This is a genomic window from Streptomyces sp. NPDC127038 (genome assembly GCF_042725875.1).
GTDB lineage: Bacteria > Actinomycetota > Actinomycetes > Streptomycetales > Streptomycetaceae > Streptomyces.
In genome coordinates, this window is record NZ_JBHXDQ010000001.1 from 249,868 (window position 1) to 273,317 (window position 23,450).

Genomic DNA, 23,450 nt, shown 5'->3' on the forward strand with positions numbered 1-23,450 from the left:
CGTGATCACGCAACACCGTTCCTTCACAGTGACTGTATGACTCCAGACATGTCTGATGTGACGCGTGCAAAGCATGGACGGCCCGTTCACCACTGGCGACGGGACCTCGTCGAACTCGCCGCGCTGTTCACGGCGGTGGCCGTCGCCGACGGTGTGGCCAACCTGATCGGGCACGGCCCCGGCGGTCCCACGCTGCTGGCGATCTCGGCGGCCCTGCTGGTCGCCACGGCCGGCTTCCACACCTGGTGGGCACGGCGCCACGGTCACGCTCCGCCGACGGGTGATACCGGCGCCCGGCCGCCCTCGGAGGGGCGAACGGGCGCGGGTTCCGAGGAAGGGGCGGCGGAGCCGCTGGCGGTCGCGGAGGCGACGGCGCTGCTGCGGATGCGGACGACGGTCAAGGACGCGCCGGGTTCGCTCGCCGCGCTGTGCACGGCGCTCGCGCGGCGCCAGGTCGACATCCTGAGCCTTCAGACGCACCCGCTGGCGGAGGGGACGGTCGACGAGTTCCTGCTGCGCGCGCCCGCCGATCTGCCCACGTCCGAGATCTCCCGGAGTGTGGCGCAGGCCGGCGGCACCGCGACCTGGATCGAGCGCGCCGACGCCCACGATCTGGTGGACGCGCCGACCCGGGTGCTCGGACTCGCCACCCGTACGGCCCTCGACGCCTCCGAACTTCCGCTGGCGTTGCGGCAGTTGCTCGGCCGGTGCACGATCCGTTCGCTGCCCGCCACCTCGCCCGTCTCCGGCCGGGCGACGGAGGGCGCCCCTGTGGAGGGGGCCCTGGAGGACACGGTGATGCGACTGCGCGCGCCGGAGGGCGGAGTGATCACGGTCGAGCGGCCGTATCTGCCGTTCACGCCGACCGAGTTCGCCAGGGCGCGGGCGCTGGTCGAGCTGGACGCGCGGCTCGGTCCGCGGATCCCGCGGGGACAGGACATGTTGACGCTGCCCGAGGGCAACCCGATCACCGTGCAGAGGGCGGACGTCTCCGACCTGGAGGCCGCCAAGGCGATGCACGAGCGTTGCTCGCCGCGCACGTTGAGCCTGCGGTACCACGGGCCCGTCGGTGACGCGGACCGGTACCTCAACCATCTGCTCAGCCCGAGCTTCGGGCGCACCCTCGCCGTCCGCACCGCGTCCGGCAGGATCGTCGGGCTCGGTCATCTCCTCTGGGACGGCGACGAGACGGAGGTCGCTCTGCTCGTCGAGGACGAGTGGCAGCGGCGCGGGATCGGCATCGAACTGCTCGGCCGTCTGGTGGCGATGGCCGCCGAGGCGGGCTGCGCGAGCGTGTACGCCGTGACGCAGGCCTCGAACACGGGCATGGTCGCCGCGATGCGCGGTCTCGGGCTCCCCCTCGACTACCAGATCGAGGAGGGCACCCTGGTCATCACCGCCCGCCTGGACACGCCACCGGTGACGACGTCCGCGACGACGCCCGTGACGTCGTCCCTGCCGTACGCCCTCGGCCACGCCCGGCAGGGGGCGGGCAAGTGGACGGTGCCGGGCACGGGGGCCGACCGGGACTGACCAAGCTCCGGGTCCGCACCCGTCCGCGCTGAACCCGAGCGGGCCGGATCCGAGCGTGCCAGACCTGAGCCGGCGGACCCGAGCGGGCCGGACCCGAGCGAGCCCGAGCCGCGTCCGTCGGTGCCGGTGTGCCGACGTGCCTCGGCGGTCACCGCGGCCACCGGCACACCGGCACCGGCTGACCCCACCGGACACGGACGGACACGGACGGACACCGACGGCAGCACCGCAGCGCGCCCCCGGCACACGTCGTGCCGGGGGCTTCGCCATGCCGGCGGAAAGACACCCCTCTCCCGCCCCCCGGGTCCGGGCCCGTCACTTCCCGCCGCTGCCCAGGGCCGCGTCCAGGTCGGACCACAGGTCGTCCACGTCCTCCAGGCCCACCGACAGCCGCAGCAGCCGGTCGCTGACGCCCGCGTCGTGGCGGTCCGCCGTGGGGACGATCCGGTGGCTTATGGAGGCCGGGTGCTGGATGAGGCTGTCGACGCTGCCGAGGCTCACGGCCGGGGTGACCAGCCGGACTCCGGCGATCACGGCATGCGGGTCGCCGTGCACCTCGAACGCGATCATGGCGCCCCCGATGCGCGGGTAGTGGACGCGGGCGACGCGCGGGTCGGCGGCGAGCCGGCGGGCGAGTTCTGCGGCGTTGGCGGAGGCGGCCCTGACCCGGACGGGCAGGGTCGACAGTCCGCGCAGCAGCAGATAGCCGGCCAGCGGATGCAGGACGCCTCCCGTGGCGAACCGCACCTGCCGCAGCTTGCACGCGAACTCCTCGTCGCAGGCCACCACTCCGGCCATCACGTCCCCGTGGCCGCCCAGGTACTTGGTGGCGCTGTGCAGGACCAGCCGCGCGCCCTGTTCGGCCGGGCGCTGGAGCACGGGGGTCGCGAAGGTGTTGTCCGCGAGGAGCGGCACTGATCCGCAGGCGTGCGCCACGGCCCGCAGGTCCAGTTCGGCGAGCGTCGGGTTGGCCGGGGACTCGACCATCACGAGACCCGTGTCGGGCCGCAACGCGTCGGCGATCCCGGCCGGGTCGACCCAGGTGACCTCGCTGCCGAGCAGCCCGGCCGTCAGCAGGTGGTCGCTGCATCCGTACAGCGGGCGTACGGCGACGACATGGCGCAGGCCCATCGCGTTGCGTACGAGGAGGACGGCACTCAGTGCCGCCATGCCGCTCGCGAAGGCGACCGCGCTCTCGGTCCCTTCGAGGCGCGCCAGGGCGGTCTCGAAGCGGGCGACGGTCGGATTGCCGAGGCGCGCGTAGACGGGCGGGCCGTCGGGTTCGGCGCCCTCGGCCGCGAAGGCGTCGATCCGGGCGGCCTCACCGCGGCTGTCGTACGAGGGGTAGGTGGTCGACAGGTCGATCGGCGCCGCGTGCAGCCCGAGAGCCGCCAGGTCCTCCCGGCCCGCGTGCACGGCTTCCGTGGCGAGTGCCCGGGCCGGTGCGGCCGGGACCCGGCCGATTCCGTTCGGGTCGTCCTGCGCGTCCTGCGCGCCCTGCGTGTCGTACACAACGGAGTCCATGCGCGGAAGCCTGAACACCGGGCGGGCTTTCGGCGCCGGATCCCGTGTTACGTTCGCGCCATGGCCGATTCTGTCGTACTTGATCCGGTGGATCTTCATCTGCTGCGGCTGCTGCAGAACGACGCCCGGACGACCTACCGCGATCTCGCCGCGCAGGTGGGGGTCGCTCCGTCGACCTGCCTCGACCGGGTGACCCGGCTGCGGCGGGCGGGAGTGATTCTCGGCCATCAGCTGCGGCTGGACCCGGCGAAGCTCGGCCGGGGTCTGGAGGCGCTGCTGTCCGTACAGGTCCGGCCGCACCGGCGGGAACTCGTGGGGCCCTTCGTGGACCGGATCCGGCTGCTGCCGGAGTCGCGGACGGTCTTCCATCTGACCGGCCCGGACGACTATCTCGTCCATGTCGCGGTCGCGGACATGGCGGATCTCCAGCGGCTGGTGCTGGACGAGTTCACCTCGCAGCGTGAGGTGGCCAGGGTCGAGACGCGGCTGATATTCCAGCAGTGGGACTGCGGCCCCCTGCTGCCGCCCGCCGGGCCCGGCACACCGTCTCCGGCCAAATCCGCCTGACGCGCCGGAAAGCCCGGTTGCGCGGGCTGACGCGGCACCCGTGCCCGTATGAGGATGTGCGCATGTCAGAGACGAAGAACCCGCTGCCCCGCGAGGTCGCCGACGCGTACGTCGACGACCTCATCGCCCTCGACCCGGTTCTCGGTACCTACCTCGGTGTGAAGGAGAGTCACGGCAGGCTTCCCGACAATTCCCCCGCGGGCCAGGAGGCCGTCGCCGAGCTGGCCCGGGTGACCCTCGCGCGGCTGGACGAGGCGGAGCGGCGGCCCGGCGCGGACCGCGACATCGAGCGCCGCTGCGCCCGGCTGCTGCGTGAGCGGCTCAGCGCCGCGATCGCGGTCCACGAGGCAGGCGAGGGCCTGCGGGCGGTCGGCAACCTGCACACACCGGTGCACTCCGTGCGGCAGGTCTTCACCCTGACACCGACGGAGACCGACGACGACTGGGCGGCCGTCGCCGAGCGGCTGCGCGCGGTCCCGGCCGCGCTCGCGGGCTACCGGGAGTCCCTCGCGCTCGGCCTCGACCGCAAGCTGTACGCGGGACCGCGGCCGACCGCGACCTTCGTCGAACAGCTCACGGAGTGGTCGGACACGGACGGAGAGGGCCGCGGCTGGTTCGAGGACTTCGCCTCGTCGGGCCCCGCGTCCCTGCGCGAGGAGCTGGACACGGCGGCGCGCGGCGCGACGGAGGCGGTGGTCTCCCTGCGCGACTGGATGCGTGATGTGTACGCGCCCACGATCGAGGGCGGTCCCGACACCGTGGGGCACGAGCGGTACGCGCGGCTGGCGCGCTACTTCAACGGTACGGACCTGGACCTCGACGAGGCGTACGCGTACGGCTGGGCCGAGTACCACCGGCTCCTGGCCGAGATGCGGACCGAGGCCGAGAAGATCCTGCCCGGCGCGGCGACGCCGTGGGTGGCCCTCGCGCACCTCGACGAGCACGGCCAGCACATCGAGGGCGTCGACGAGGTCCAGCAGTGGCTCCAGGGGCTCATGGACGAGGCGATCACGGCCCTGGACGGCACCCACTTCGAACTCGCCGAGCCGGTACGGAAGGTGGAGTCCCGTATCGCCCCGCCCGGCAGTGCGGCGGCCCCCTACTACACCGCGCCCTCGCAGGACTTCTCCCGGCCGGGCCGCACCTGGCTGCCCACGATGGGACAGACCCGCTTCCCCGTCTACGACCTCGTCTCGACCTGGTACCACGAGGGGGTGCCCGGTCATCACCTCCAGCTCGCGCAGTGGGCGTACGTCGTCGACGACCTGTCCCGCTACCAGGCCACCGTCGGCATGGTCAGCGCCAACTGCGAGGGCTGGGCCCTGTACGCGGAGCGGCTGATGGACGAGCTCGGTTTCCTCACCGACGCCGAGGAGCGGCTGGGCTATCTCGACGCGCAGATGATGCGTGCCGCCCGGGTCATCGTCGACATCGGCATGCACCTGGAGCTGGAGGTCCCCGCCGACTCGCCGTTCCACCCGGGCGAGCGCTGGACCCCGGAACTGGCCCAGGAGTTCTTCGGCGCCCACAGCAGCCGGCCGGCCGACTTCGTGGAGAGCGAGCTGACCCGTTATCTCACGATGCCGGGCCAGGCCATCGGCTACAAGCTGGGCGAGCGTGCCTGGCTGCTGGGCCGTGAGATGGCGAAGCAGCGCCACGGTGACGCCTTCGACGCCAAGGCGTGGCACATGGCCGCCCTGTCCCAGGGCTCCCTGGGCCTGGACGACCTGGTGGACGAACTCTCCCGGCTCTGACGGCGGCGCGCGCGGTGGCCCGGCCCCGGCCACCGCGCGGGCCATCCGGACGCGGGGACGCCGACACATCAGGGCATCGAGGTATCAAGGCCTCAAGGCCTCAAGGCCTCAAGAGGGCTATGTCTCAAGGCGTCAAGGTCTCACGGCGCCAGCCGGCGCAGTTGTACGAGTCCCACCCACGTCTCGGGCCCCGGCTGGACGCGGGCCGCGCGGACCCCGTACCGGCCCGGTTCGAGTTCCACCGTCAGGTGCTCCGTGCTCTCCAGGGCGGCGCCCGGCCAGGTGGCGTCGAAGAGGACGACGGGGCCGGGCACCCTCCACTCCACCTCCGGCTCCCAGACGGCCTCGGCGAGCGCCGCCGGGACGACGGCGAGCAGTTCGTCCTCGGACTCGGCGGCGCACCAGCGGACGAAGGTGGCGTGCTCGGGGAGGTAGGCGGTCGCGGCGGGATCGTCGCCGAGGACCAGCGCCCTGGTGTCGCCCACGGGCAGGAGTCCGACGAACCCGTCGACGTCACAGGCCCGGTCGTAGTCGCAGGACATGTCGTCGCCGTCGGCCCCCGACCAGAACGGCAGGACCGTCTCCGGGATCGCTATGAGCGGCCCGCCGCCCGACTCCACCCACTGGACCGCACCGGGGTCCGCGTATCTTGGCATGCGCAGAAGCTACACGGCACGGGTCCGCCGCCGTACGAGAGGCGGCGGCCCGCGCACCGGATCCGGACACCGTCGGGGAGCCGCGGGACCCGGAGCGCCGGGCCGGCCGCCTCGCCAGAGGTCAGCAGCCGCAGTCGTCGGCGTCCACGGGCGCCGTCAGCGGGTCCGCGGCACGGTTCTCGCTCCCCTGCCAGGTCTCGAACGCGAAGCCCTCGCGCGCCCAGTACTCGAATCCGCCGAGCATCTCCTTGACCTGGAAGCCGAGTTCGGCCAGGGCGAGGGCCGCGCGGGTGGCGCCGTTGCATCCGGGTCCCCAGCAATAGGTGACCACCGGCACGGACTTGTCCAGAAGCCGCTCGGCCTGCTCGGCGATGAGGGCGGTGGGCAGGTGGACCGCGCCGGGGATGTGGCCCTGGTCCCAGGACGCGGTGGAACGGGAGTCGAGGACGACGAACCCGGGATCGCCGCCGGCCGCGAGGGCGGCGGCCACGTCGGACACGTCGGCGTGGAACGCCAGGCTCGCGCCGAAGTAGGCGGCGGCCGCGGCGGGTGAGGCCGGCGGCACCCTCAGGACGGGGTTCGCCGGCGTCGTGGAACCGGTCACCGTGCTGTTCGTGATGTTCTCGGCAGTCGCCGTCATGGCCTGGCCTTTCCTTGCTGTGTGGTCCCGCCGGACGGATGCCGCCCTCGCCATCCCGGTGCTTCCTTCGCACCTCGCCCGCCGGACCGTCCCGGCAAGAAATCTACGGGTGCCGGCCCGTGTGCTGAAGTGGCGTTCCACGGCGCCACGGTTGATCGGCCGGGGATTTCCCTGGTATGCATCCCGGATGACCGCGTATTCCCCTGACGCCACCGACTGGCGCATCCTCGACGTCCTCCAGCGTGAGGGCCGGTCCAGCTTCGCCGAGCTGGCACGGGCCGTCTCCATGTCCGCGAGCGCGGTCACCGAGCGGGTTCGCCGCATGGAGGAGGCGGGCGTCATACGGGGGTACGCGGCCGTCGTCGACCCCGAGAGCCTCGGACTGCCGATCCTCGCGTTCGTCCGGCTCCGGTATCCGAACGGCAACTACAAGCCGTTCCACGACCTCGTCGAGGTCACGCCCGAGATCCTGGAGGCGCACCACGTCACGGGTGACGACTGCTTCGTCATCAAGGTCGCGGCGCGGTCGATGTCCCATCTGGAGACGGTCTCGGGCAAGATCGGCACGCTCGGCTCGGTGACCACGAGCGTCGTCTACTCCTCGCCGCTGCCGAGCCGCCCGCTGGGCCGCTGAAGCGCGGCGGACACGGTGGAGAGCGCGGACGCCGGGTGCGGCGGACCGCACCCGGGGACGATCACGCGCCGCGCTGCCGTACCACCGACCCCGTACGCCCCTTGACGACCTCCAGCTGCGCGTGGATCCGGCGGCGCAGATCGCCGACGTGGCTGACGATGCCCACGCTGCGGTCGCGTTCGCGCAGCGAGTCGAGGACGTCGAGCACCTCGTCGAGGGTCTGGTCGTCGAGGCTTCCGAAGCCCTCGTCGATGAAGAGCGTGTCCAGGCGGACCCCGCCCGCCTCGTCGGTGACCACGTCCGCGAGACCGAGGGCCAGGGCGAGGGAGGCGAAGAAGGTCTCCCCGCCGGAGAGGGTCGCGGTGTCGCGTTCCCGTCCGGTCCAGGCGTCCACGACGTGCAGTCCGAGCCCGCTGCGTCCGCGGCCCGCCCGGTCGTCTGAGTGGACGAGGGTGTAGCGCCCCGAGGACATCTTCTGGAGGCGGGCGGTCGCGGCGGCGGCGACCTGTTCCAGCCGGGCGGCGAGGACGTACGCCTCCAGGCGCATCCTGCGTTCGTTGTCCGCCGACGTTCCGGCCGCCAGTCCGGCGAGGCGGGCCACCCGCTCGTGCTCGTCCCGGAGCGGGGCGAGCCGCCGCGCCCCTTCGGTGGCCTGGGCGGAGAGCGCGTCCAGTTCGGTGCAGCGCCGGGCCGCCGCGTCCCGCGCGGACGCGGTCTCCCGCAGCCGCCGGGCGGCGGACCCGGCGGCCCGCTCGGCGGACTCCAGGTCGACGGGAGGGCGCCGCGCGGCGGCCGCCGTGTCGGCCTCGGCGAGCACCGCGCGGACCGCGGACTCCTCCAACTGCCAGGCGTCGAGCTGCCGTTGGAGATCCCGGTGTGCGGCGTCGTCGAGCATGGCGGCGGCCGCGGCCGCCGGGGTCTCGAATCCGGCGCGGAAGGCCGCGTCGGCCAGACGCGCGTCGGCGTCCTTGAGGCGGCGCGCGATGTCCTCCGCGGCCCGGACGCCGTCCGCGGCCTCGGTGAGCAGGGCGACCTGCCGCTCCAGTTGCGTCGCCCGCTCGGACACGCTCCGGGCGGCGCCCCGCGCCTGCTCCAACTCCGCTTCCAGGGAAGCCTTCTCGCGGTCGAGGGAGTCCCGGTGCGAGGCCCGCGCGGCGACCCGGCGACCGGCCTCCTGCCGGTCGGCCAGCCGTCGCTCGTGTTCCCGTTCGGCGCGCTCGCGGGCCTCGCGGGCGGCGTGCAGGCCGGAGGCGGCCGTACGGGCCTCGGTGTGCTGCCGGTCCAACTCATCGGCCTGTTCCTGGAGTTGCCGGGTCGGGGTGTCGCCCGCCTCGGCGGTCGTGGCGGCCAGCGCCTCGCGTACGACGCCGAGCCGGCGTTCGGCCTCGGCGCGCTCCTCGTCGGCCTCGCGGTGGGCGGCGAGGGCCCGCTCCTCCGTCTCGCGGTCGACATGACCGGCGATCTTCCGTGCGGGCGCGGGGTGTTCGGTGGCCCCGCACACGGCGCAGGACTCGCCGTCGACCAGACCGGCGGCGAGTTCGGCGGCGATGCCCAGCAGGCGCTGTTCCTTGAGTTCGAGCCAGTGGGCGTGCGCCCGCGTCGCCTTTTCGCGCGCGGCCAGGCTCCGGGCGTGGGCCTGCTCGGTGTCCTGGGCCAGTTCGTCGCGCAGCCGGGCCGCGGCGAGGCGCCGGGAGGCGGGTTCGCGCTGGACGGCGAGCTGTTCCGCGCGTGCGGCGGCCTGCTGCGCGGTGTCGATCCGTGCCTCGGCTCCGGCACGGGTCTCCTCCCAGTCGGCCAGCCAGCCCTCGGCCTCCTGGAGGACGTCGTCGTCGGCGCGTTCCTCGCGGTCCAGGGAGGCGCGCTCCGAGGCGAGTTCGCCGAGGCGCCGCTCGGCTCGGCGTGCCGACTCCAGGCCTCCGAGTTCCTCGGCTGCCTTGCGCGCGGCGGTCGCGAGACCGGGCGCTCCGGCACCGGCGAACGTCTCCGGCAGGGCGGCACGTGCGCGGGTCTCCTCGGCGGTCGCGCGCCGGTGCTCGGCCTCGGCCGCGTCGCGCAGGTCGAGTGCCGGGGCCACGGCCTCGGCCTTGCGTGCCCGTTCCATGCGGGTGCGGGCCTGCTGATGGGCGTCGGCCCGCTGTTCCAGGCGTGCGGCCCGTTCCTGCGCCTCGGTGAACCGGCGCTGGAGCCGGTCCACTTCGCGGATGTCGTCGAGCGCGCGGTCGGCGGCGGCCTGCGCGGACTCGGCGGTCCCGCGGGCGCAGTGGGCGACGGCCAGCGTCTCGCGGGCCGTGCTGCGGGCCAGCGCGGCCCAGCCGAGCACGGACTCGGCGAGGCCCGGATCGCCGGGCGCGAGGCCGGGCAGCGGTTCCTCGACCGTGGACCCTGCTGCCTGGTGCATCCGGTGCGCGTCGGCGAGCAACGCGGTGTCGGCGGCCCGCACTTCGGCCTCGGCGGCGCGCCGGCGGTCGGCGAGACGCTTCTCGACCTCGGCGAAGCGGTGGGTGTCGAAGAGGCGGCCGAGGAGTTTGCCGCGGGCCTCGGCGTCGGCCCGCAGGAAGCGCGCGAAGTCGCCCTGGGGCAGCAGGACGACCTGGCAGAACTGCTCGCGGCTCATGCCGAGGAGCTGGGTGATCTCCTCGCCGATCTCCTGGTGGGAGCGGCTGAGGTCCTTCCAGGTGCCGGCCGTGGCGTCGTACTCGCGCAGCCAGCTCTGGGCCTTCTCGGTGGTCATGCCCTTGCCGCGCAGCTTGGGGCGTTCCCAGGGCGGCTGCCGGGTGACCTCCAGCCGGCGTCCGGCGACGCTGAGTTCGAGGCGGATCTCGGTGCGGGCGTCGGGTGCCGCGTGGTCACTGCGCAGGCCGAGGCCCTGAGCGCTCTGCCGGGCGCCGGGGACGGCTCCGTACAGCGCGTAGCAGACGGCGTCGAGGACGGAGGTCTTGCCCGCGCCGGTCGGTCCGTGCAGCAGGAAGAGACCGGCGGAGGACAGCTCGTCGAAGTCGACGTGCTGGGTCGCGCCGAACGGGCCGAAGGCGGTGATGTCCAGGCGGTGCAGCCTCATCGGGTTCCCTCGGTCTCCGGGCGGTCGGCCCCCTGGGTGTGCGGCGGACGTGCGGTCACCTGGCGGTCTCCCGTGCGGTCTCGTCGGCGCGGACGGCGTCGAACGCGTCCCGGAGGACGGCCTGTTCCCTGGCGTCGGGGCCGATACCGCGCACATGGGCCACGAAGTCCTCGGCGATCTGCTCCTCGCCGCGGCCCGCGATCCGGCGGGCGTACGAGACGTCCGGGGCCTGCGGGGAACGTTCGGGGTCGAAGACGAGGCTGAGCGTGTGCGGGAAGCGCTCGGCGAGCCGGGCCATGGGGTCCGCGGGCCGCACCGGGTCGGTGAGGGTCGCCTCAACCCAGGCGTCGGTGTGGCGTTCCAGGGCCGGGTCGGCGAGCAGGTCCTCCAGACGGCCCCGGAGGCGGGCGAGCGGGCGGGGCACCGGGCAGTCGATCCGCTCCGCGGCCAGGGAGCCGTCGGGGCCGAGGTCCACGAGCCACATGGTCTTGCGGTGGTCGGCCTCGGAGAAGGAGTACGGCAGCGGGGATCCCGAGTAGCGCACGCGCTCGGTGATGGTCTGGCTGCCGTGCAGATGGCCGAGCGCGGTGTAGTCGACGCCGTCGAAGACCCCGGCGGGCACGGAGGCGACGCCGCCGACGGTGATGTCCCGCTCGCTGTCGCTGGCCTCGCCGCCGGTGACGAAGGCGTGGGCGAGGACGACGGAGCGGGTGCCGGGCGCGCGGCCGGCGAGGTCGGCGCGGACCCGGTCCATGGCGGCGGCCAGCACGCTCTCGTGGCCGGCCTTCTCGACGCCGAACTCGTCCTTCACGAGGGCGGGTTCGAGGTAGGGCAGGCCGTAGAAGGCGACGTCGCCGTGGGCGTCGGCCAGCACGACGGGGGTGCCGCAGCCGCCGGGGTCGGTCCGCAGGTGGACGCCCGCGCGCCCGATGAGCCCGGCGCCGACGCCGAGCCGCCGCGCCGAGTCGTGGTTCCCGGAGATCATGACCGTGGGCACACCGAGGTCGGCGAGCCGGTGCAGGGCGTCGTCGAAGAGCTCCACCGCGGCCAGGGGCGGTACGGCGCGGTCGTACACGTCTCCCGACACGACCACGGCGTCCACCTCGCGCTCGCGCGCGGTCGTGACGAGATGGGCGATGAAACGGGACTGGGCTTCGAGCATGTTCACGCGGTGGAACGCCCGGCCCAGGTGCCAGTCGGAAGTGTGCAGGAGCCTCATGGTCCCCGAAGGGTATCGGCCGGGTCTGACATCACGGGCGGTTACTCCCGTATCGGCCCACCCCGACCGCAACCGTCCCGAGGCGATTCATAACGAATAGACCGAATTGTCAGGCATCCCCGTAGGCCTCTCCGCCGAGCTCGAAGCCGGCGGTGCCCGCGGTCACGTCGGCCAACCAGGCCCGGAAGGACTCCACATCGGCGTCCGGCAGCCCGATCTCGATGGTGACGGCCTCGCCGTAACGCACATCACGCACCTCGCGGCCGGTCGCGCGGAGGTCGTTCTGCACCTTGCCCGCCCGCTGGTGGTCGACGGTCACGGTGGCCAGCCGGAACCGGCGGCGGGTGATCGTGCCGATCGCGTCCAGCGCCTCGCCCACCGAGCCGCCGTACGCCCTGATCAGCCCGCCGGCGCCCAGCTTGACCCCGCCGTAGTAGCGGGTGACGACGGCGACGACGTACCGCATGTCGCGGCGGAGCAGCATCTGGAGCATGGGGACGCCCGCGGTGCCGCCCGGTTCGCCGTCGTCGCTCGCCTTCTGTACGGCTCCGTCGGCTCCGATCACGTAGGCGAAGCAGTTGTGCGTGGCGTCGCCGTGTTCCTTCCTGACGGCCGCGACGAAGTCCTGGGCCTCGCGCTCGGTGGCGGCCGGGGCGAGGGCGCACAGGAAACGGGAGCGGTTGACCTCGGTCTCGTGCACGCCCGTGCGGGCCACTGTGCGGTACTCGTCCTGCATCGTGCCAGCGTATGCGTTGTAGGCGGGCCCGGCCGCCAGGGCCGGACGGCGACGCTGCCGGCCCTGCGCGGGGCGGTGCTCGGGCTTCGCGCCCGGCGGGGGCTGGAGCGGGCCCGCTCCAGGTCGGGAGCGGATCCGTGTCAGGAGCGAGCCCTGCTCGGGGCGGGAGTGAGCCCTGCTCGGGCCGGGAGCGGATCCGGGGTCCGAGTCTCGGACGCGTCAGGCGTCAGGCGGGGGCATGGGGACGCGTGGGCGCGTGGGACATGGGCGCGTGGGACATAGGGACACGGGGATATGGGGAGCGCCGGGGCGGCGGAGTTACTCCTTCTTGCCCCGCGGCACGACGACGTCCGTCAACAGCGCGTCGCCGGGCCCGAGTTCGTTCCAGTCGCCGCCGTGCCAGACCAGGACCGCGACGGCCGAGGTCGGGAACTTCGTCCGGACCTGGCCCAGCGCGTCGTCGAAACCGTCCCCGGCCAGTTCGAGGATCAGCTTCTCCAGCCCCGGGTTGTGTCCGACGAGCAGCAAGGTCCGTACGTGCTCCGGGACTTCGCGCACGGCTTCCAGCAACTCCGGTACGTCCGCCCCGTACAGCCGGCCGTCCAGCCGTACGGACGGCGGGGTGCCCCACTCCCGTGCCGCCAGCTCCCAGGTCTCCCGGGCCCGTACGGCGGTCGAGCACAGGGCCAGGTCCGGCAGCAGGTCGGCCTCCGCCAGGGCGCGCCCGACCGCGGGGGCGTCGCGGCGGCCGCGCGTCGCGAGCGGCCGCTCGTGGTCGGGCACCCCGTCCGGCCAGGCGGACTTGGCGTGCCGCAGGACGACCAGTCTTCGGCGGGGGCCGGTGGCCGCGCGCGCGTTCACAGGGACGCTCCGATCTCGCGGGTGAGTTCGAGGCCGAGCAGCCGGTCGGCGTAGGCGTACGTCTCGAACCGGGCGCCCTCCGCGATCCCGGAGGTCTCCACCGACCGCAGTACGTCGAGCACGGCGGGCACGTCCAGGTCGTCCTCCCAGGCCGCGCGCAGCCGCAGGCGTACGTCCTCGGGGACCGGCTTGGAGGGCCGGGTCGCCCAGCCCGCGACGGCGGACCGCCAGTGCCCGAGCGTCGCCTCCGCCTCCGCGAGGACCTCGGCGTCGAGGCTCAGCGGCAGGTCACGCGGCCGTGCGAGCAGCGCCAGCCGCAGCGCCGTGGGGTCCCCGGCGGCGGGTGCGGGACCGTCTCCGGTGCCGACCGGCGCCACCTCGACGCGCGGCCCGTCCGTCGTGGCGGCCCCCTGGGCGACGACGTCGACCGTCCGGGTCGCCGCCGGACCCGGTTCGGTGTCCGGGTGATCCTCGAACGGCCGGATCCCGAGTTCGGCGGCGCGCGCCCGGAGACCCGCCTCGCCCCAGGACGCGTCCCGCCCGCCCTGATCCGTCCGGTCCGCGGCTTCCGCCGGGTCCGGCGCCGAAGTCAGTGTCGTCCAGGCGGGGTTGCCGCCGATCTCCAGGGCACGGACCAGGACGTCGGCGACGAGGAGCACGCGCAGACCCGTGAGGTCGGAACCCGGCGGATGCGCATGGACGCGGACCAGGCCTCGGCGGGCGAGGGCGGCGTCGACGGGTTCGCCCGTGCGGGCGTCGAGGATACGGAGCACGGGGTGAGCCTAGGCGGCCGTCGGCGCGGGCGTGGGGAGGTGGGGGCCGTTCCGGACACGCGCCCGCGCGGGGGACGCGCGCCCGGTGCCGGACCCGGGCCCCGGGCCGGCGGACGGGTCTCACGAGGCCCGAACAGTGCGCGCGGTGACGTCCGTTCGTCGCGGCCGGGTCGGGCGGCCGTGGGTCCGAGCCGGCTCGGGAGTCCTTGACAATCCGGTTCCTTCGACGGAAGGCTTACCGACCAGTCGGTATGAGGGAGTGAACCGTGACCGGGATGACCATCTCCACCGCCGCCGGTGTGTTCGACGCCGTCGCGGCGGGTCCGGCGGACGGCCGCCCGGTGCTGCTGCTGCACGGCTTCCCCCAGACGGGCCTGGCGTGGCGGCGGCAGATCGCGGCGCTCGCCGCGGAGGGCTACCGCGTCGTGGCGCCCGACCAGCGCGGCTACTCTCCCGGCGTACGACCCGAACGGCCGGAGGACTATCGCATCGGCCTGCTCGTCGAGGACGTCCTCGCGATCACGGAGGAGCTGGGCTGGCCGGCGTTCGACCTCGTCGGTCACGACTGGGGCGGGGCGGTGGCCTGGTGGACCGCCTCGGCCCATCCCGGCCGCGTACGCACCCTGACCGTCGTGTCGACCCCGCACCCCGGCGCTCTCGCGGAGGCGCTGCGCACCGACGAGGACCAACGAGCGCGCTCCCGGTACATGATCGACTGGCGCGAGACGCCCGCCACCGAGGACCGCATGCTCGCCGACGACGCCGGGCTGCTGCGCACGCTCTTCGCGGGGAAGGTCCCGCGGGACAGTGCCGACGCCTACGTCCGGCACCTGTCCCGGCCCGGCGCCCTCACCGCGGCACTGAACTGGTACCGGTCCGGGCGTCCCGACGGCACGATCCGCCCCATCGAGGTGCCGACGCTGTACGTGTGGAGCACGGGGGACACCGCGTTCGGGCCGGCTCCCGCGAAGGACACCGGCCGCTGGGTCGAGGGGCCGTACCGGTTCGAGATCCTCCCGGACCTCAGCCACTGGATCCCGGAGGAGGCGCCCGAGACGCTGAACCGTCTGCTGCTCGGCCATCTGCGGGCGCACGGTTCGAGGAATCATCACGCTCCGCGCACCGTTGAGACGGATGGAAGCGACTGACCGATTCCCCAGGAGGCCGAGCGTGTACGGCGACGCAGAGACGATCCGCAGGATGCTGACCGAGCAGGGTGACACCTGGGCGATCGTCGGGCTCTCCTCGAACGAGCGGCGCGCGGCCCACGGCGTGGCCGACGTCCTCCAGCGCTACGGCAAACGGATCGTGCCCGTGCACCCGAAGGCCGAGACCGTCCACGGGGAGAAGGGGTACGCCTCGCTCGCCGACATCCCCTTCGAGGTCGACGTCGTCGACGTGTTCGTCAACAGCGACCTCGCGGGCGCCGTCGCGGACGAGGCGGTGGCGATCGGCGCCAAGGCCGTCTGGTTCCAGCTCGGCGTGATCGACGAAGCGGCGTACGAGCGGACGCGCGCCGCCGGACTCGACATGGTGATGGACCGCTGCCCGGCGATCGAGATCCCGCGACTGGGCTGAGACCCGGCCCGCCTCGGGGTGGGCCAATCCTGTTGACGCCGGCGGCCGGGCACCGGTTTTCTGCTCCGGTGTCCATCCTTCGTATAGAAGCGCCGGACGACGAGGCCCGCCTCGCGGACTGGCGGCATGTCCACAACGTGATCGTCCCGCCCGCCGCGATGTCGCTGGACGAGGTGCGCGAGCGCGTCCGGCGCTACCGCCTGGAAGTCGCGTACCTCGACGACGTCCTCGTGGGCTGTACGACCGTGCGTCCGCCCACCGGCGGCGACGCGACGGCGACCGTGATCGCGCGCGTGCTGGCCGAGCACCGCGGCCGGGGCTTCGGCGAGGAGCTGTACGCGCGCGGACTGGAACAGGCCCGCGCCGCGGGCGCCCGGGTGATCGAGACCGTCGTCCTCGCGGCCAACGAGGACGGCCTGCGTTTCGCCCGCCGCCACGGCTTCACCGAGACCGAACGCTATGTGCTCCCCGGGGAGACCGCGGAATGGGTCGACCTGAGACTGGACTGAGCATCCCTCGGCTCCGCCTCGCGCCGGCTTCGCCTCCGGTTCTTCCGCCGTACGCCTCCGCTTGCTTCCATCGGGGACGGGCACCATCACGCCCCTCCACAACGGTGATCACCGGAACGGCGCGAACGAACGGATCGGCGGACAATCGGGGCACGGGCAGAGGAGGGCCGGATGACGGAACTGCTGGCTGGGATGCGGGTGGACTACACCGACCACGACGACCCCGTGCTGATCCGGCCGGACGGCAGCACGGTGGACACCTGGCGCGAGAACTACCCGTACGAGATGCGCATGGAGCGCAAGGAGTACGAGTGGCACAAGCGGCTCCAGCAGATCGAGCTGCTGAAGCTCCAGAGCTGGATCAAGGAGACCGGCCGGCGGCTCGTCGTCGTCTTCGAGGGGCGCGACGCGGCGGGCAAGGGCGGCACGATCAAGCGGTTCACCGAGCACCTCAACCCGCGCGGCGCCCGGGTGGTGGCGCTGGAGAAGCCCACCGAGCGGGAGCGCGGGCAGTGGTACTTCCAGCGGTACGTGGAGCATCTGCCGACCGCGGGCGAGATCGTGATGTTCGACCGGTCCTGGTACAACCGGGCGGGCGTGGAGCGGGTGATGGGCTTCTGCACCGACGACGAGTACCGCCGCTTCATGCGTCAGGCGCCCGCCTTCGAGCGGATGCTCGTCGACGACGGCGTGGACCTGGTCAAGTTCTGGTTCTCGGTCTCCCAGAGTGAGCAGCGCACTCGCTTCACGATCCGTCAGGTCGACCCGGTGAGGCAGTGGAAGCTGAGCCCCATGGACCTGGCCTCGCTGGACCTCTGGGACGACTACACGGCGGCCAAGGTCGCCATGTTCCGCGAGACGGACACCGCGCAGGCGCCCTGGACCGTGGTGAAGAGCAACGACAAGAAGCGGGCCCGCGTCGAGGCCATGCGCAGCGTCCTGGCCCGCTTCGCGTACGCGGACAAGGACCAGGAGGTCGTCGGCAGTCCCGACCCGAGCATCGTGGGCGCGGCGGCGAACCTGCTGGAGGAGGGCGAGGGCGAGGACCACGTCACGCCCGCGCAGGACCGCGCGGTCATGGGCGACGGCACGCTCACCCGCTGACCGTCACCGTTCAGTCGTGCGCCGGGTTCAGTCGTGCGCCGGGCGGTCGGTGAGCCTGTGGTCGGCGAGGCTCAGCGCCTCGTCGACCACCCGGCGCAGATGGCCGTCCCCGAGCGAGTAGATCACCCGGCGCCCTTCCTTCCTCGTGTTCACGAGTCCGGCGAGCCGGAGCCGGGCCAGATGCTGGCTGACGGCCGGACGGGCGGCTCCGCACGTCTCGGTCAGCGTCGTGACGTCCGCCTCGCCGCCGGTCAGGGCGTGCAGCAGCGTCAGACGGGTGCGGTCGCCGAGAAGGGCGAGAAGTTCGGCGGCGAGCGCGAACTGTTCCTCGCCGGGGGTGCGCGGGTGCGCATCGTGCGCAGGTGATAGGTGCATGCGTGCGCTCATACGCACATAATGGTCCCGTGGACGCCGCCGCGTCCACTCCCGCGCACGGAAGGGGACGCACGTGAGGGACCGGCACGACCACGGGCATCACCACGGGGACGACCACCACCACGACGAACACGACGAACACCGACACGACCACGGCACCGGCCTGGAGAGGCGCAGCGGCAGCGGCAGCCTGGAGCACGGTCACAGCCGCGGCCGGAGCCTCGGCGGAGAAGGCACCGACGGGCTGCCGCACAGCCACAGCCACACGCATCCGGCGACCGACGGGCATGCTCACGGCGGCGGCCACGGACCCGAAAACCGGGCCGGTCACGGTCATCCGCACGGCCGCGGGGGCCGGCTGCGCCATCTCCTCTCCCCGCACTCCCACGAAGCGGCCGACAAGGTCGACTCCGCGTTGGAGGCCTCGGCGCGGGGCATGCGGGTGCTCTGGATCTCCCTGGCCGTCCTCGGCTCGACGGCTCTGGCCCAGGCGGCCGTCGTCTCGCTGTCGGGGTCGGTCGCGCTGCTCGGCGACACCGTGCACAACGCGGCCGACGCGCTGACCGCCCTCCCGCTCGCGGTCGCCTTCACGCTGGGCCGCCGGGCGGCGACGCGGCGCTTCACCTACGGCTACGGCAGGGCGGAGGACCTGGCGGGCATCGCGATCGTGCTGACGATCGCGGCCTCCGCCGCCTTCGCGGCCTGGGCGGCGGTCGGCCGGCTGCTCGATCCGCAGCCCGTACGGCACCTTCCGGTGGTGGCGGCCGCCGCCCTGCTCGGCTTCGCCGGCAACGAGTGGGTCGCCCGGTACCGCATCCGCGTCGGGCGCGAGATCGGCTCCGCCGCACTGGTCGCGGACGGACTCCACGCCCGTACCGACGGATTCGCCTCGCTCGCCGTGCTGGTGGGCGCGAGCGGCGCGGCCCTCGGATGGCAACTCGCGGACCCGTTGGTGGGGTTGGCGATCACGGCCGCGATCCTGCTGGTGCTGCGCGACGCCGCCAGGGAGGTCTTCCGGCGCGTGATGGACGCCGTGGAGCCGGAGTTGGTGGACCGGGCCGAGCGGGCGTTGCGGCAGGTCCCCGGGGTGCGTGACGTGGGGGAACTGCGCCTGCGCTGGATCGGGCACAGGCTGCGTGCCGAAGTGGCGGTCGTGGTCGACGGCGAGGCGACCGTGCGCCACGCCCACGACATCGCCGTGGCCGCCGAACACGCCCTGCTGCACGCCGTCCCCAAGCTGACGGCCGCCCTGGTCCACGCCGATCCGGCGCCGGCGCCCGGCGAGGCGGATCCCCACCGGGCCCTGGCCCATCACACCGCCGCGTGACCGGACGGCACACCGTGGGCGGACGGCACACCCTGGGCGGACCGCCGTCAGACGGCGATGCCCAGGCCCTCCACCACCACCGCGTTCGGCAGCTCCGCGAACGCCTTGCCCGGCACCAGGAGTTTGCCGCGCCTGCGTCCGCTGCCCACCAGCACGTAGGGCAGCGCGACCACGGCGGGGTCGATCAACACCGGCCAGTCTTCGGGGAGTCCGACGGGCGTGATGCCCCCGTACTCCATGCCGCTCTCGCCCGTCGCGAGGTCCATCGGGGCGAACGAGGCCTTGCGGGCGCCCAGTTGCCGTCGTACGACACCGTTGACGTCGACACGGGTGGTGGACAGCACGAGGCACGCGGCCAGCGTCGTCTCGCTGCCGCGCCTGCCCGCGACGACCACGCAGTTGGCGGACGTGTCGAGCAGTTCCTTGCCGTAGTGCTCGACGAAGACGGCGGTGTCGGCCCACTCGGGGTCGGTGTCGACGTAGACGATCTGCTCGGCGGGCGTGCCGCCGCGCCACCCGCGCACCGCGTCGGCGACGGGGCCGACGAGTTCGTCCAGACGGTCGGGGGCCGGGAAGACGTGCTCGAAGTGTCCGATGGGTGCGCGCATGACGGCACGCTAACAGTCCGGGAAGCGCGCCCGGAGCGAGCACCCGTCCCTCCGTCGGGCCCGGGCCCTTCAGGTACGGGACCCTCAGGTACGGGACGAAGCGCCGCCGGGGCTCAGTGCACGAGCGGTACCGACACGGCCATGACCATCTCGACCGGAACCTCGCCCTGGTTGCCGTACGTGTGGGGGGTGTCGGCCTCGAACGACGCGCTCGCGCCCTCGGGGACGAGGTGCTCGACCCCGTCGACGGTGAGGGTCAGGTCGCCCGAGATGACGTGCACGAGTTCGACGGTGCCCGCGGGGTGCGGGTCCGACGGGCTTCCCTCGCCGGGCATGAGCCGCCAGTCCCACATCTCCAGCGGTCCGGGGGCCTCGGTCCCCGCCAGCAGCCGGTTGTAGCTGCCCGCATCGGTGTGCCACAGCCGCACGGCCTGGTCGGCGGGGACGATCCGGACCTTGGGCCCCTGCTCGTAGTCGAGCAGCGTGGTGATGCTGACGCCGAGCGCGTCACCGATCTTGACGACGGTTCCCAGGCTCGGATTGGTCCTGGCCTGCTCGATCTGGATGAGCATGCCGCGGCTGACTCCGGCGCGGGCGGCGAGCGCCTCCAGGGTGAAGCCGCGCTCGGCGCGCCAGCGCTTCATGTTGCGCGCCAGGGATTGAGTCAGCAGGTCGAGATCCGACACATTCCGTCCAATATTTTGAATGACAGCGTTCAATCAGCTGAACTATCGTGAGGTGCACCTGATCGTTCACCGAACTGTACTGCGAGGCCCCCCGTGACAGCATTCTTCGCCCTGGCCACCAGCCTCCTGTGGGGCCTGGCCGACTTCGGCGGAGGCCTGCTGACCCGGCGCACCCCCGCCCTCACGGTGGTCGTGGTCTCCCAGTCGATCGCCGCGGTGGTCCTCGGCGCGATCGTGGTGGCCACCGGGGGCTGGAGCGCGGCCGGACCGCAGCTCTGGTTCGCGGTCGCGGCCGGTCTGGTGGGCCCGGTCGCGCTGCTCTCCTTCTACAAGGCGCTCGCGCTCGGCCCGATGGGCGTGGTCTCGCCGCTCGGCTCGCTGGCCGTGGCGGTTCCCATCGGTGTCGGGCTGTTCCTCGGCGAACGCCCGGGCCTGGTGCAGATCGCGGGCATCGCGGTCGCCGTGGCGGGTGTCGCCCTCGCGGGCGGGCCCCAGCTGCGGGGCGCGCCGGTGCAGCGGCAGGCGATCCTGCTGACCCTGATCGCGGCCGCCGGTTTCGGCACGGTGTTCGCGCTGATCGCGGAGGCGTCCTCGTCGGTGACGGGGCTCTTCCTGGCGCTGTTCGTGCAGCGTCTGACCAATGTCGTCACCGGCGGCGCGGCCCTGGCGTTCTCCGTCCGGCGCGGCGCGCGGGCCCTGCCGGAGGGCGGGTTCCCGTGGGCCTCCCTGCCGGCGCTCGCCTTCGTGGGCCTCGCCGACGTCGCCGCCAACGGCACCTACTCGGTGGCCGCGCAGCACGGCCCGGTCACCGTCGCCGCCGTTCTCGCCTCGCTCTATCCGGTGGTCACGGCCCTGGCCGCGCGCGGGGTCCTCAGGGAACGACTGCGGGCCGTGCAGGCCACCGGGGCGGCCCTGGCGCTGGTCGGCACGGTGCTCCTGGCGACCGGCTGAGCGCCCGGACCCGCTCCTCCCGGGGTCAGGACTCGGTGCGGACGTCCCCCGAGGCCGCGTGCACGTCCCCGGCCGCGTCCCGCGCGTCGAGGTCCAGCTCCGCGAGCCGCGCGACGGTCTCCTCGTCCAGTTCGGCGAGCGCCTGGAGCTGCTGGGGGGTCACCCCGTCGGGGATCGGTACCGGCGGCGGCGTACGGAGTGGCGGCTGCCATCCGGCGACCGGGTCCCAGCGCCGTACGACCTTCGCGGGGGCCCCGGCCACCACGGAGTGGTCCGGCACCCGCCCCCGTACGACCGCACCCGCCGCGACCACGACGTTCCGGCCGATCCAGGCGCCGGGGAGGATGACCGCGTTGGTCCCGATCCAGCAGCCGGGTCCGATCTCCACGGGCTCCATCCGCGGCCACTGCTTGCCGATGGGCTCGTGCGGATCGTCGTACGAGTGGTTCGTGGAGGTCACGTACACATAAGGCCCGAAGTAGCAGTCGTTGCCGATCGTGACCGTCGTGTCGGCGATGACATGGCTGCCGCGGCCGAGCACCACGCCGTCCCCGATGCGCAGGATCGGGTCGGGACCGAGGTCCAGGTCGGGCATGAGACCGGCGGTCAGCGTGACCTGTTCGGCGACGATGCAGTACGAGCCGAGGTGGATCCAGGGTTCGCCGAAGACCGTGCCCAGCGGGAAGGCCAGCTTGGTGTTCTCGCCGATGGCACCGAAACGGAAGCGGCCCGGCCGCTCGGCCGAGACCGTACCGGCGCGCCGCATCCAGGCCCAGCCCGCGTGGACGGCGCGCTGCGCGAGGCGTCGCCGCCATGATGAGAACGTGTTCTTGCTCCTGGACACGCGTTCACGGTACTCAGGGCGGGGCACGCGGACGCGGCCCCACGGCTGTGATCTTCGCCCCACCGGAGGTACGCGCGGGCGATGACATACGGTGCCGGTGTACTCAGCGGTACCGGACCACGAGACGACGAGACGGTGACACGGTGACGAGTCAGCAGGCGCTGATCAAGGGGATCGGCGGCAAGGATCCGCGGGTGGACCCGGAGGCGTTCGTCTCCCCCACCTCCGTGGTCATCGGGGACGTCACGCTGGAGGCGGGCGCGAGCCTCTGGTACGGCGCGGTGCTGCGCGCCGACTGCGGCCCGATCGTCATCGGCGCCGGCAGCAATGTGCAGGACAACTGCTCGCTGCATGTGGACCCCGGTTTCCCGATCACCGTCGGGGAGCGGGTGTCGATCGGCCACAACGCGGTGGTGCACGGTGCCACCGTGGAGGACGACTGCCTGATCGGCATGGGGGCCACCGTGCTCAACGGGGCCGTGATCGGAGCGGGCTCGCTGGTGGCCGCGCAGGCGCTGGTGCCGCAGGGGATGCGGGTACCGCCCGGCTCGCTCGTCGCCGGTGTCCCCGCGAAGGTCAAGCGCCCGCTGACCGACGAGGAGCGCGAGGGTCTCTCGCTGAACGGGGTCTTCTACGTGGAGCTGGCGAAGGCACACCGCGAGATCCACGAGTAGGCCTCGCGCCGCTCCCCCGACGGTATGCGTGCCGCGCCCGGACGTGACCGGGCGGCACGCGCCGCGGAGGCCGCCACGAGCCGCCGGCCGACCCGGCGGACCCTGCGCGGGGTCGCTCTACTCCGCGGCGGGGACGGGCTCCGGCTCCGCCGTGCCGTGTTCCGCCGCCGTCTTCCTGGCCTTGCGGCGGACGATCAGCATCGAGGCGAGCCCGACGAGCACCGCGGCGACCAGGCCGAGCCACGAGAAGCGCTTCAGCCAGGACTCGGCTACGACACCGACGTAGTAGATGACCGCGGTGGTGCCGCCGGCCCAGATGATGCCGCCGAGGACGTTGGCGATCAGGAACTTCCAGTACGGCATCCGCAGCACACCGGCGAGCGGGCCCGCGAAGATCCGCAGCAGGGCGATGAAACGGCCGAAGAAGACGGCCCACATGCCCCACTTCTGGAAGGAACGCTCGGCCGTGGCGACATGCGCCTCGCCGAAGTGTCTGGGGAACTTCGCGCCGAGCCAGGCCAGCAGCGGGCGTCCGCCCTTGCGGCCGATGGCGTAGCCGATGGAGTCGCCGACGATCGCTCCGACACTGGCGCAGGCGCCGAGGACGACGGGGTTGATGCCGCCGTGCTGCGAGGAGAGCAGCGCCGCCGAGACCAGGACGATCTCTCCGGGCAGGGGGATGCCCAGGCTCTCCAGGCCGATGACCAGCGCCACGAGCGCGTAGATACTGACCGCGGGCACCGTCTCGAGCCAGTCCTGGACGTGCAACGCCGGTTCCTCCCGTTTCGGTGTACGTGACCCGGCCCACCGCGTTTCGCGAGATCACCGAGGTGCGCTTC

At 73.2% G+C, this 23,450-nt stretch carries 24 protein-coding genes; 11 read left to right on the plus strand and 13 right to left on the minus strand.

Annotation, left to right across the window (positions count from 1 at the left end):
- The first annotated feature begins 48 nt into the window (after nucleotides 1-48).
- Nucleotides 49-1,533: a GNAT family N-acetyltransferase gene (locus ACFWI4_RS01170; protein WP_387189484.1), complete on the plus strand. Its 1,485-nt coding sequence runs from the start codon at nucleotides 49-51 to the stop codon at nucleotides 1,531-1,533.
- 315 nt (nucleotides 1,534-1,848) lie between these two features.
- Here the strand turns inward: ACFWI4_RS01170 and ACFWI4_RS01175 are convergent, their stop codons facing one another.
- Complete coding sequence (locus ACFWI4_RS01175) at nucleotides 1,849-3,057, minus strand: trans-sulfuration enzyme family protein (protein ID WP_387189485.1); 1,209 nt, start codon at nucleotides 3,055-3,057, stop codon at nucleotides 1,849-1,851.
- A 60-nt stretch (nucleotides 3,058-3,117) separates the two neighbouring features.
- Here ACFWI4_RS01175 and ACFWI4_RS01180 point away from each other — a divergent pair, with 60 nt between their 5' ends.
- Nucleotides 3,118-3,624, plus strand: coding sequence for an Lrp/AsnC family transcriptional regulator (locus tag ACFWI4_RS01180; protein ID WP_387189486.1), 507 nt, complete (start codon nucleotides 3,118-3,120; stop codon nucleotides 3,622-3,624).
- Between the two features lie 62 nt (nucleotides 3,625-3,686).
- Nucleotides 3,687-5,378: a DUF885 domain-containing protein gene (locus tag ACFWI4_RS01185; RefSeq protein WP_387189487.1), complete on the plus strand. Its 1,692-nt coding sequence runs from the start codon at nucleotides 3,687-3,689 to the stop codon at nucleotides 5,376-5,378.
- Nucleotides 5,379-5,518: 140 nt separating this feature from the next.
- Here the strand turns inward: ACFWI4_RS01185 and ACFWI4_RS01190 are convergent, their stop codons facing one another.
- Together ACFWI4_RS01190 and ACFWI4_RS01195 are read right to left on the minus strand one after the other, a co-directional pair.
- Entirely contained in the window at nucleotides 5,519-6,034 is a 516-nt protein-coding gene (locus ACFWI4_RS01190; protein ID WP_387189488.1) for an immunity 21 family protein, read from the minus strand.
- 121 nt (nucleotides 6,035-6,155) lie between these two features.
- On the minus strand, nucleotides 6,156-6,674 hold the full coding sequence (locus tag ACFWI4_RS01195; RefSeq protein ID WP_387189489.1) for a rhodanese-like domain-containing protein: 519 nt from the start codon (nucleotides 6,672-6,674) through the stop codon (nucleotides 6,156-6,158).
- Nucleotides 6,675-6,861: 187 nt separating this feature from the next.
- Here ACFWI4_RS01195 and ACFWI4_RS01200 point away from each other — a divergent pair, with 187 nt between their 5' ends.
- Nucleotides 6,862-7,308 carry an Lrp/AsnC family transcriptional regulator gene (locus ACFWI4_RS01200; protein WP_387189490.1) on the plus strand — a complete coding sequence of 149 codons (447 nt, stop codon included), beginning with the start codon at nucleotides 6,862-6,864 and terminating at the stop codon, nucleotides 7,306-7,308.
- A gap of 61 nt (nucleotides 7,309-7,369) precedes the next feature.
- On the opposite strand, the gene ACFWI4_RS01205 is transcribed toward ACFWI4_RS01200, so the two are convergent.
- The 5 genes from ACFWI4_RS01205 to ACFWI4_RS01225 all read right to left on the minus strand — a co-directional run bounded on the left by ACFWI4_RS01205 (nucleotide 7,370) and on the right by ACFWI4_RS01225 (nucleotide 13,955).
- Nucleotides 7,370-10,366 carry an AAA family ATPase gene (locus ACFWI4_RS01205; protein WP_387189491.1) on the minus strand — a complete coding sequence of 999 codons (2,997 nt, stop codon included), beginning with the start codon at nucleotides 10,364-10,366 and terminating at the stop codon, nucleotides 7,370-7,372.
- A 55-nt stretch (nucleotides 10,367-10,421) separates the two neighbouring features.
- Complete coding sequence (locus ACFWI4_RS01210; protein WP_387189492.1) at nucleotides 10,422-11,585, minus strand: exonuclease SbcCD subunit D; 1,164 nt, start codon at nucleotides 11,583-11,585, stop codon at nucleotides 10,422-10,424.
- A gap of 109 nt (nucleotides 11,586-11,694) precedes the next feature.
- The gene (locus ACFWI4_RS01215; RefSeq protein WP_385396122.1) at nucleotides 11,695-12,321 is read right to left on the minus strand and encodes a YigZ family protein; all 627 of its coding nucleotides are present in this window, start codon (nucleotides 12,319-12,321) and stop codon (nucleotides 11,695-11,697) included.
- Nucleotides 12,322-12,639: 318 nt separating this feature from the next.
- Entirely contained in the window at nucleotides 12,640-13,182 is a 543-nt protein-coding gene (locus ACFWI4_RS01220) for a SixA phosphatase family protein (RefSeq protein ID WP_387189494.1), read from the minus strand.
- Entirely contained in the window at nucleotides 13,179-13,955 is a 777-nt protein-coding gene (locus tag ACFWI4_RS01225; protein ID WP_387189495.1) for a hypothetical protein, read from the minus strand. Before ACFWI4_RS01225 ends, ACFWI4_RS01220 begins: the two co-directional genes overlap by 4 nt.
- Nucleotides 13,956-14,230: 275 nt before the next feature.
- Here ACFWI4_RS01225 and ACFWI4_RS01230 point away from each other — a divergent pair, with 275 nt between their 5' ends.
- The 4 genes from ACFWI4_RS01230 to ppk2 all read left to right on the plus strand — a co-directional run bounded on the left by ACFWI4_RS01230 (nucleotide 14,231) and on the right by ppk2 (nucleotide 17,146).
- Complete coding sequence (locus tag ACFWI4_RS01230; protein WP_387189599.1) at nucleotides 14,231-15,103, plus strand: alpha/beta fold hydrolase; 873 nt, start codon at nucleotides 14,231-14,233, stop codon at nucleotides 15,101-15,103.
- A gap of 22 nt (nucleotides 15,104-15,125) precedes the next feature.
- Nucleotides 15,126-15,533, plus strand: coding sequence for a CoA-binding protein (locus tag ACFWI4_RS01235; RefSeq protein ID WP_385396128.1), 408 nt, complete (start codon nucleotides 15,126-15,128; stop codon nucleotides 15,531-15,533).
- A gap of 68 nt (nucleotides 15,534-15,601) precedes the next feature.
- Nucleotides 15,602-16,042, plus strand: coding sequence for a GNAT family N-acetyltransferase (locus ACFWI4_RS01240; RefSeq protein WP_387189496.1), 441 nt, complete (start codon nucleotides 15,602-15,604; stop codon nucleotides 16,040-16,042).
- Nucleotides 16,043-16,213: 171 nt separating this feature from the next.
- Entirely contained in the window at nucleotides 16,214-17,146 is a 933-nt protein-coding gene (ppk2, locus tag ACFWI4_RS01245; RefSeq protein WP_387189497.1) for a polyphosphate kinase 2, read from the plus strand.
- A gap of 27 nt (nucleotides 17,147-17,173) precedes the next feature.
- Here ppk2 and ACFWI4_RS01250 read toward each other — a convergent pair whose 3' ends face one another.
- On the minus strand, nucleotides 17,174-17,533 hold the full coding sequence (locus tag ACFWI4_RS01250; RefSeq protein WP_385396134.1) for an ArsR/SmtB family transcription factor: 360 nt from the start codon (nucleotides 17,531-17,533) through the stop codon (nucleotides 17,174-17,176).
- A 346-nt stretch (nucleotides 17,534-17,879) separates the two neighbouring features.
- Here ACFWI4_RS01250 and ACFWI4_RS01255 point away from each other — a divergent pair, with 346 nt between their 5' ends.
- Complete coding sequence (locus ACFWI4_RS01255; RefSeq protein ID WP_387189601.1) at nucleotides 17,880-18,848, plus strand: cation diffusion facilitator family transporter; 969 nt, start codon at nucleotides 17,880-17,882, stop codon at nucleotides 18,846-18,848.
- Nucleotides 18,849-18,895: 47 nt separating this feature from the next.
- On the opposite strand, the gene ACFWI4_RS01260 is transcribed toward ACFWI4_RS01255, so the two are convergent.
- On the minus strand, nucleotides 18,896-19,456 hold the full coding sequence (locus ACFWI4_RS01260) for a YbaK/EbsC family protein (RefSeq protein ID WP_387189499.1): 561 nt from the start codon (nucleotides 19,454-19,456) through the stop codon (nucleotides 18,896-18,898).
- A gap of 113 nt (nucleotides 19,457-19,569) precedes the next feature.
- A complete protein-coding gene (locus ACFWI4_RS01265) occupies nucleotides 19,570-20,142 on the minus strand; it encodes a helix-turn-helix domain-containing protein (RefSeq protein WP_387189501.1) in 573 nt (190 codons plus the stop codon).
- 93 nt (nucleotides 20,143-20,235) lie between these two features.
- On the opposite strand from ACFWI4_RS01265, the gene ACFWI4_RS01270 reads away from it, so the two are divergent.
- Entirely contained in the window at nucleotides 20,236-21,093 is an 858-nt protein-coding gene (locus ACFWI4_RS01270; protein WP_385396140.1) for an EamA family transporter, read from the plus strand.
- Between the two features lie 25 nt (nucleotides 21,094-21,118).
- Here the strand turns inward: ACFWI4_RS01270 and ACFWI4_RS01275 are convergent, their stop codons facing one another.
- Nucleotides 21,119-21,937 (minus strand): acyltransferase, encoded by an 819-nt coding sequence (locus tag ACFWI4_RS01275; protein ID WP_387189503.1) that lies wholly within the window; start codon nucleotides 21,935-21,937, stop codon nucleotides 21,119-21,121.
- A gap of 143 nt (nucleotides 21,938-22,080) precedes the next feature.
- Here ACFWI4_RS01275 and ACFWI4_RS01280 point away from each other — a divergent pair, with 143 nt between their 5' ends.
- Nucleotides 22,081-22,611 (plus strand): gamma carbonic anhydrase family protein, encoded by a 531-nt coding sequence (locus ACFWI4_RS01280; protein WP_387189505.1) that lies wholly within the window; start codon nucleotides 22,081-22,083, stop codon nucleotides 22,609-22,611.
- A 117-nt stretch (nucleotides 22,612-22,728) separates the two neighbouring features.
- On the opposite strand, the gene ACFWI4_RS01285 is transcribed toward ACFWI4_RS01280, so the two are convergent.
- Nucleotides 22,729-23,379 (minus strand): DedA family protein, encoded by a 651-nt coding sequence (locus tag ACFWI4_RS01285; RefSeq protein ID WP_385396146.1) that lies wholly within the window; start codon nucleotides 23,377-23,379, stop codon nucleotides 22,729-22,731.
- Nucleotides 23,380-23,450 lie beyond the last annotated feature (71 nt).

Bases quoted from the DNA above. Each gene is read 5' to 3' on its own strand.
- ACFWI4_RS01180 (WP_387189486.1), top strand. From the start codon at position 3,118: ATGGCCGATTCTGTCGTACTTGATCCGGTGGATCTTCATCTGCTGCGG.
- ACFWI4_RS01175 (WP_387189485.1), bottom strand. From the start codon at position 3,057: ATGGACTCCGTTGTGTACGACACGCAGGGCGCGCAGGACGCGCAGGAC.
- ACFWI4_RS01250 (WP_385396134.1), bottom strand. From the start codon at position 17,533: ATGAGCGCACGCATGCACCTATCACCTGCGCACGATGCGCACCCGCGC.
- ACFWI4_RS01200 (WP_387189490.1), top strand. From the start codon at position 6,862: ATGACCGCGTATTCCCCTGACGCCACCGACTGGCGCATCCTCGACGTC.
- ACFWI4_RS01260 (WP_387189499.1), bottom strand. From the start codon at position 19,456: ATGCGCGCACCCATCGGACACTTCGAGCACGTCTTCCCGGCCCCCGAC.
- ppk2 (WP_387189497.1), top strand. From the start codon at position 16,214: ATGACGGAACTGCTGGCTGGGATGCGGGTGGACTACACCGACCACGAC.
- ACFWI4_RS01170 (WP_387189484.1), top strand. From the start codon at position 49: ATGTCTGATGTGACGCGTGCAAAGCATGGACGGCCCGTTCACCACTGG.
- ACFWI4_RS01210 (WP_387189492.1), bottom strand. From the start codon at position 11,585: ATGAGGCTCCTGCACACTTCCGACTGGCACCTGGGCCGGGCGTTCCAC.
- ACFWI4_RS01215 (WP_385396122.1), bottom strand. From the start codon at position 12,321: ATGCAGGACGAGTACCGCACAGTGGCCCGCACGGGCGTGCACGAGACC.
- ACFWI4_RS01205 (WP_387189491.1), bottom strand. From the start codon at position 10,366: ATGAGGCTGCACCGCCTGGACATCACCGCCTTCGGCCCGTTCGGCGCG.
- ACFWI4_RS01195 (WP_387189489.1), bottom strand. From the start codon at position 6,674: ATGACGGCGACTGCCGAGAACATCACGAACAGCACGGTGACCGGTTCC.
- ACFWI4_RS01185 (WP_387189487.1), top strand. From the start codon at position 3,687: ATGTCAGAGACGAAGAACCCGCTGCCCCGCGAGGTCGCCGACGCGTAC.
- ACFWI4_RS01230 (WP_387189599.1), top strand. From the start codon at position 14,231: ATGACCATCTCCACCGCCGCCGGTGTGTTCGACGCCGTCGCGGCGGGT.
- ACFWI4_RS01190 (WP_387189488.1), bottom strand. From the start codon at position 6,034: ATGCCAAGATACGCGGACCCCGGTGCGGTCCAGTGGGTGGAGTCGGGC.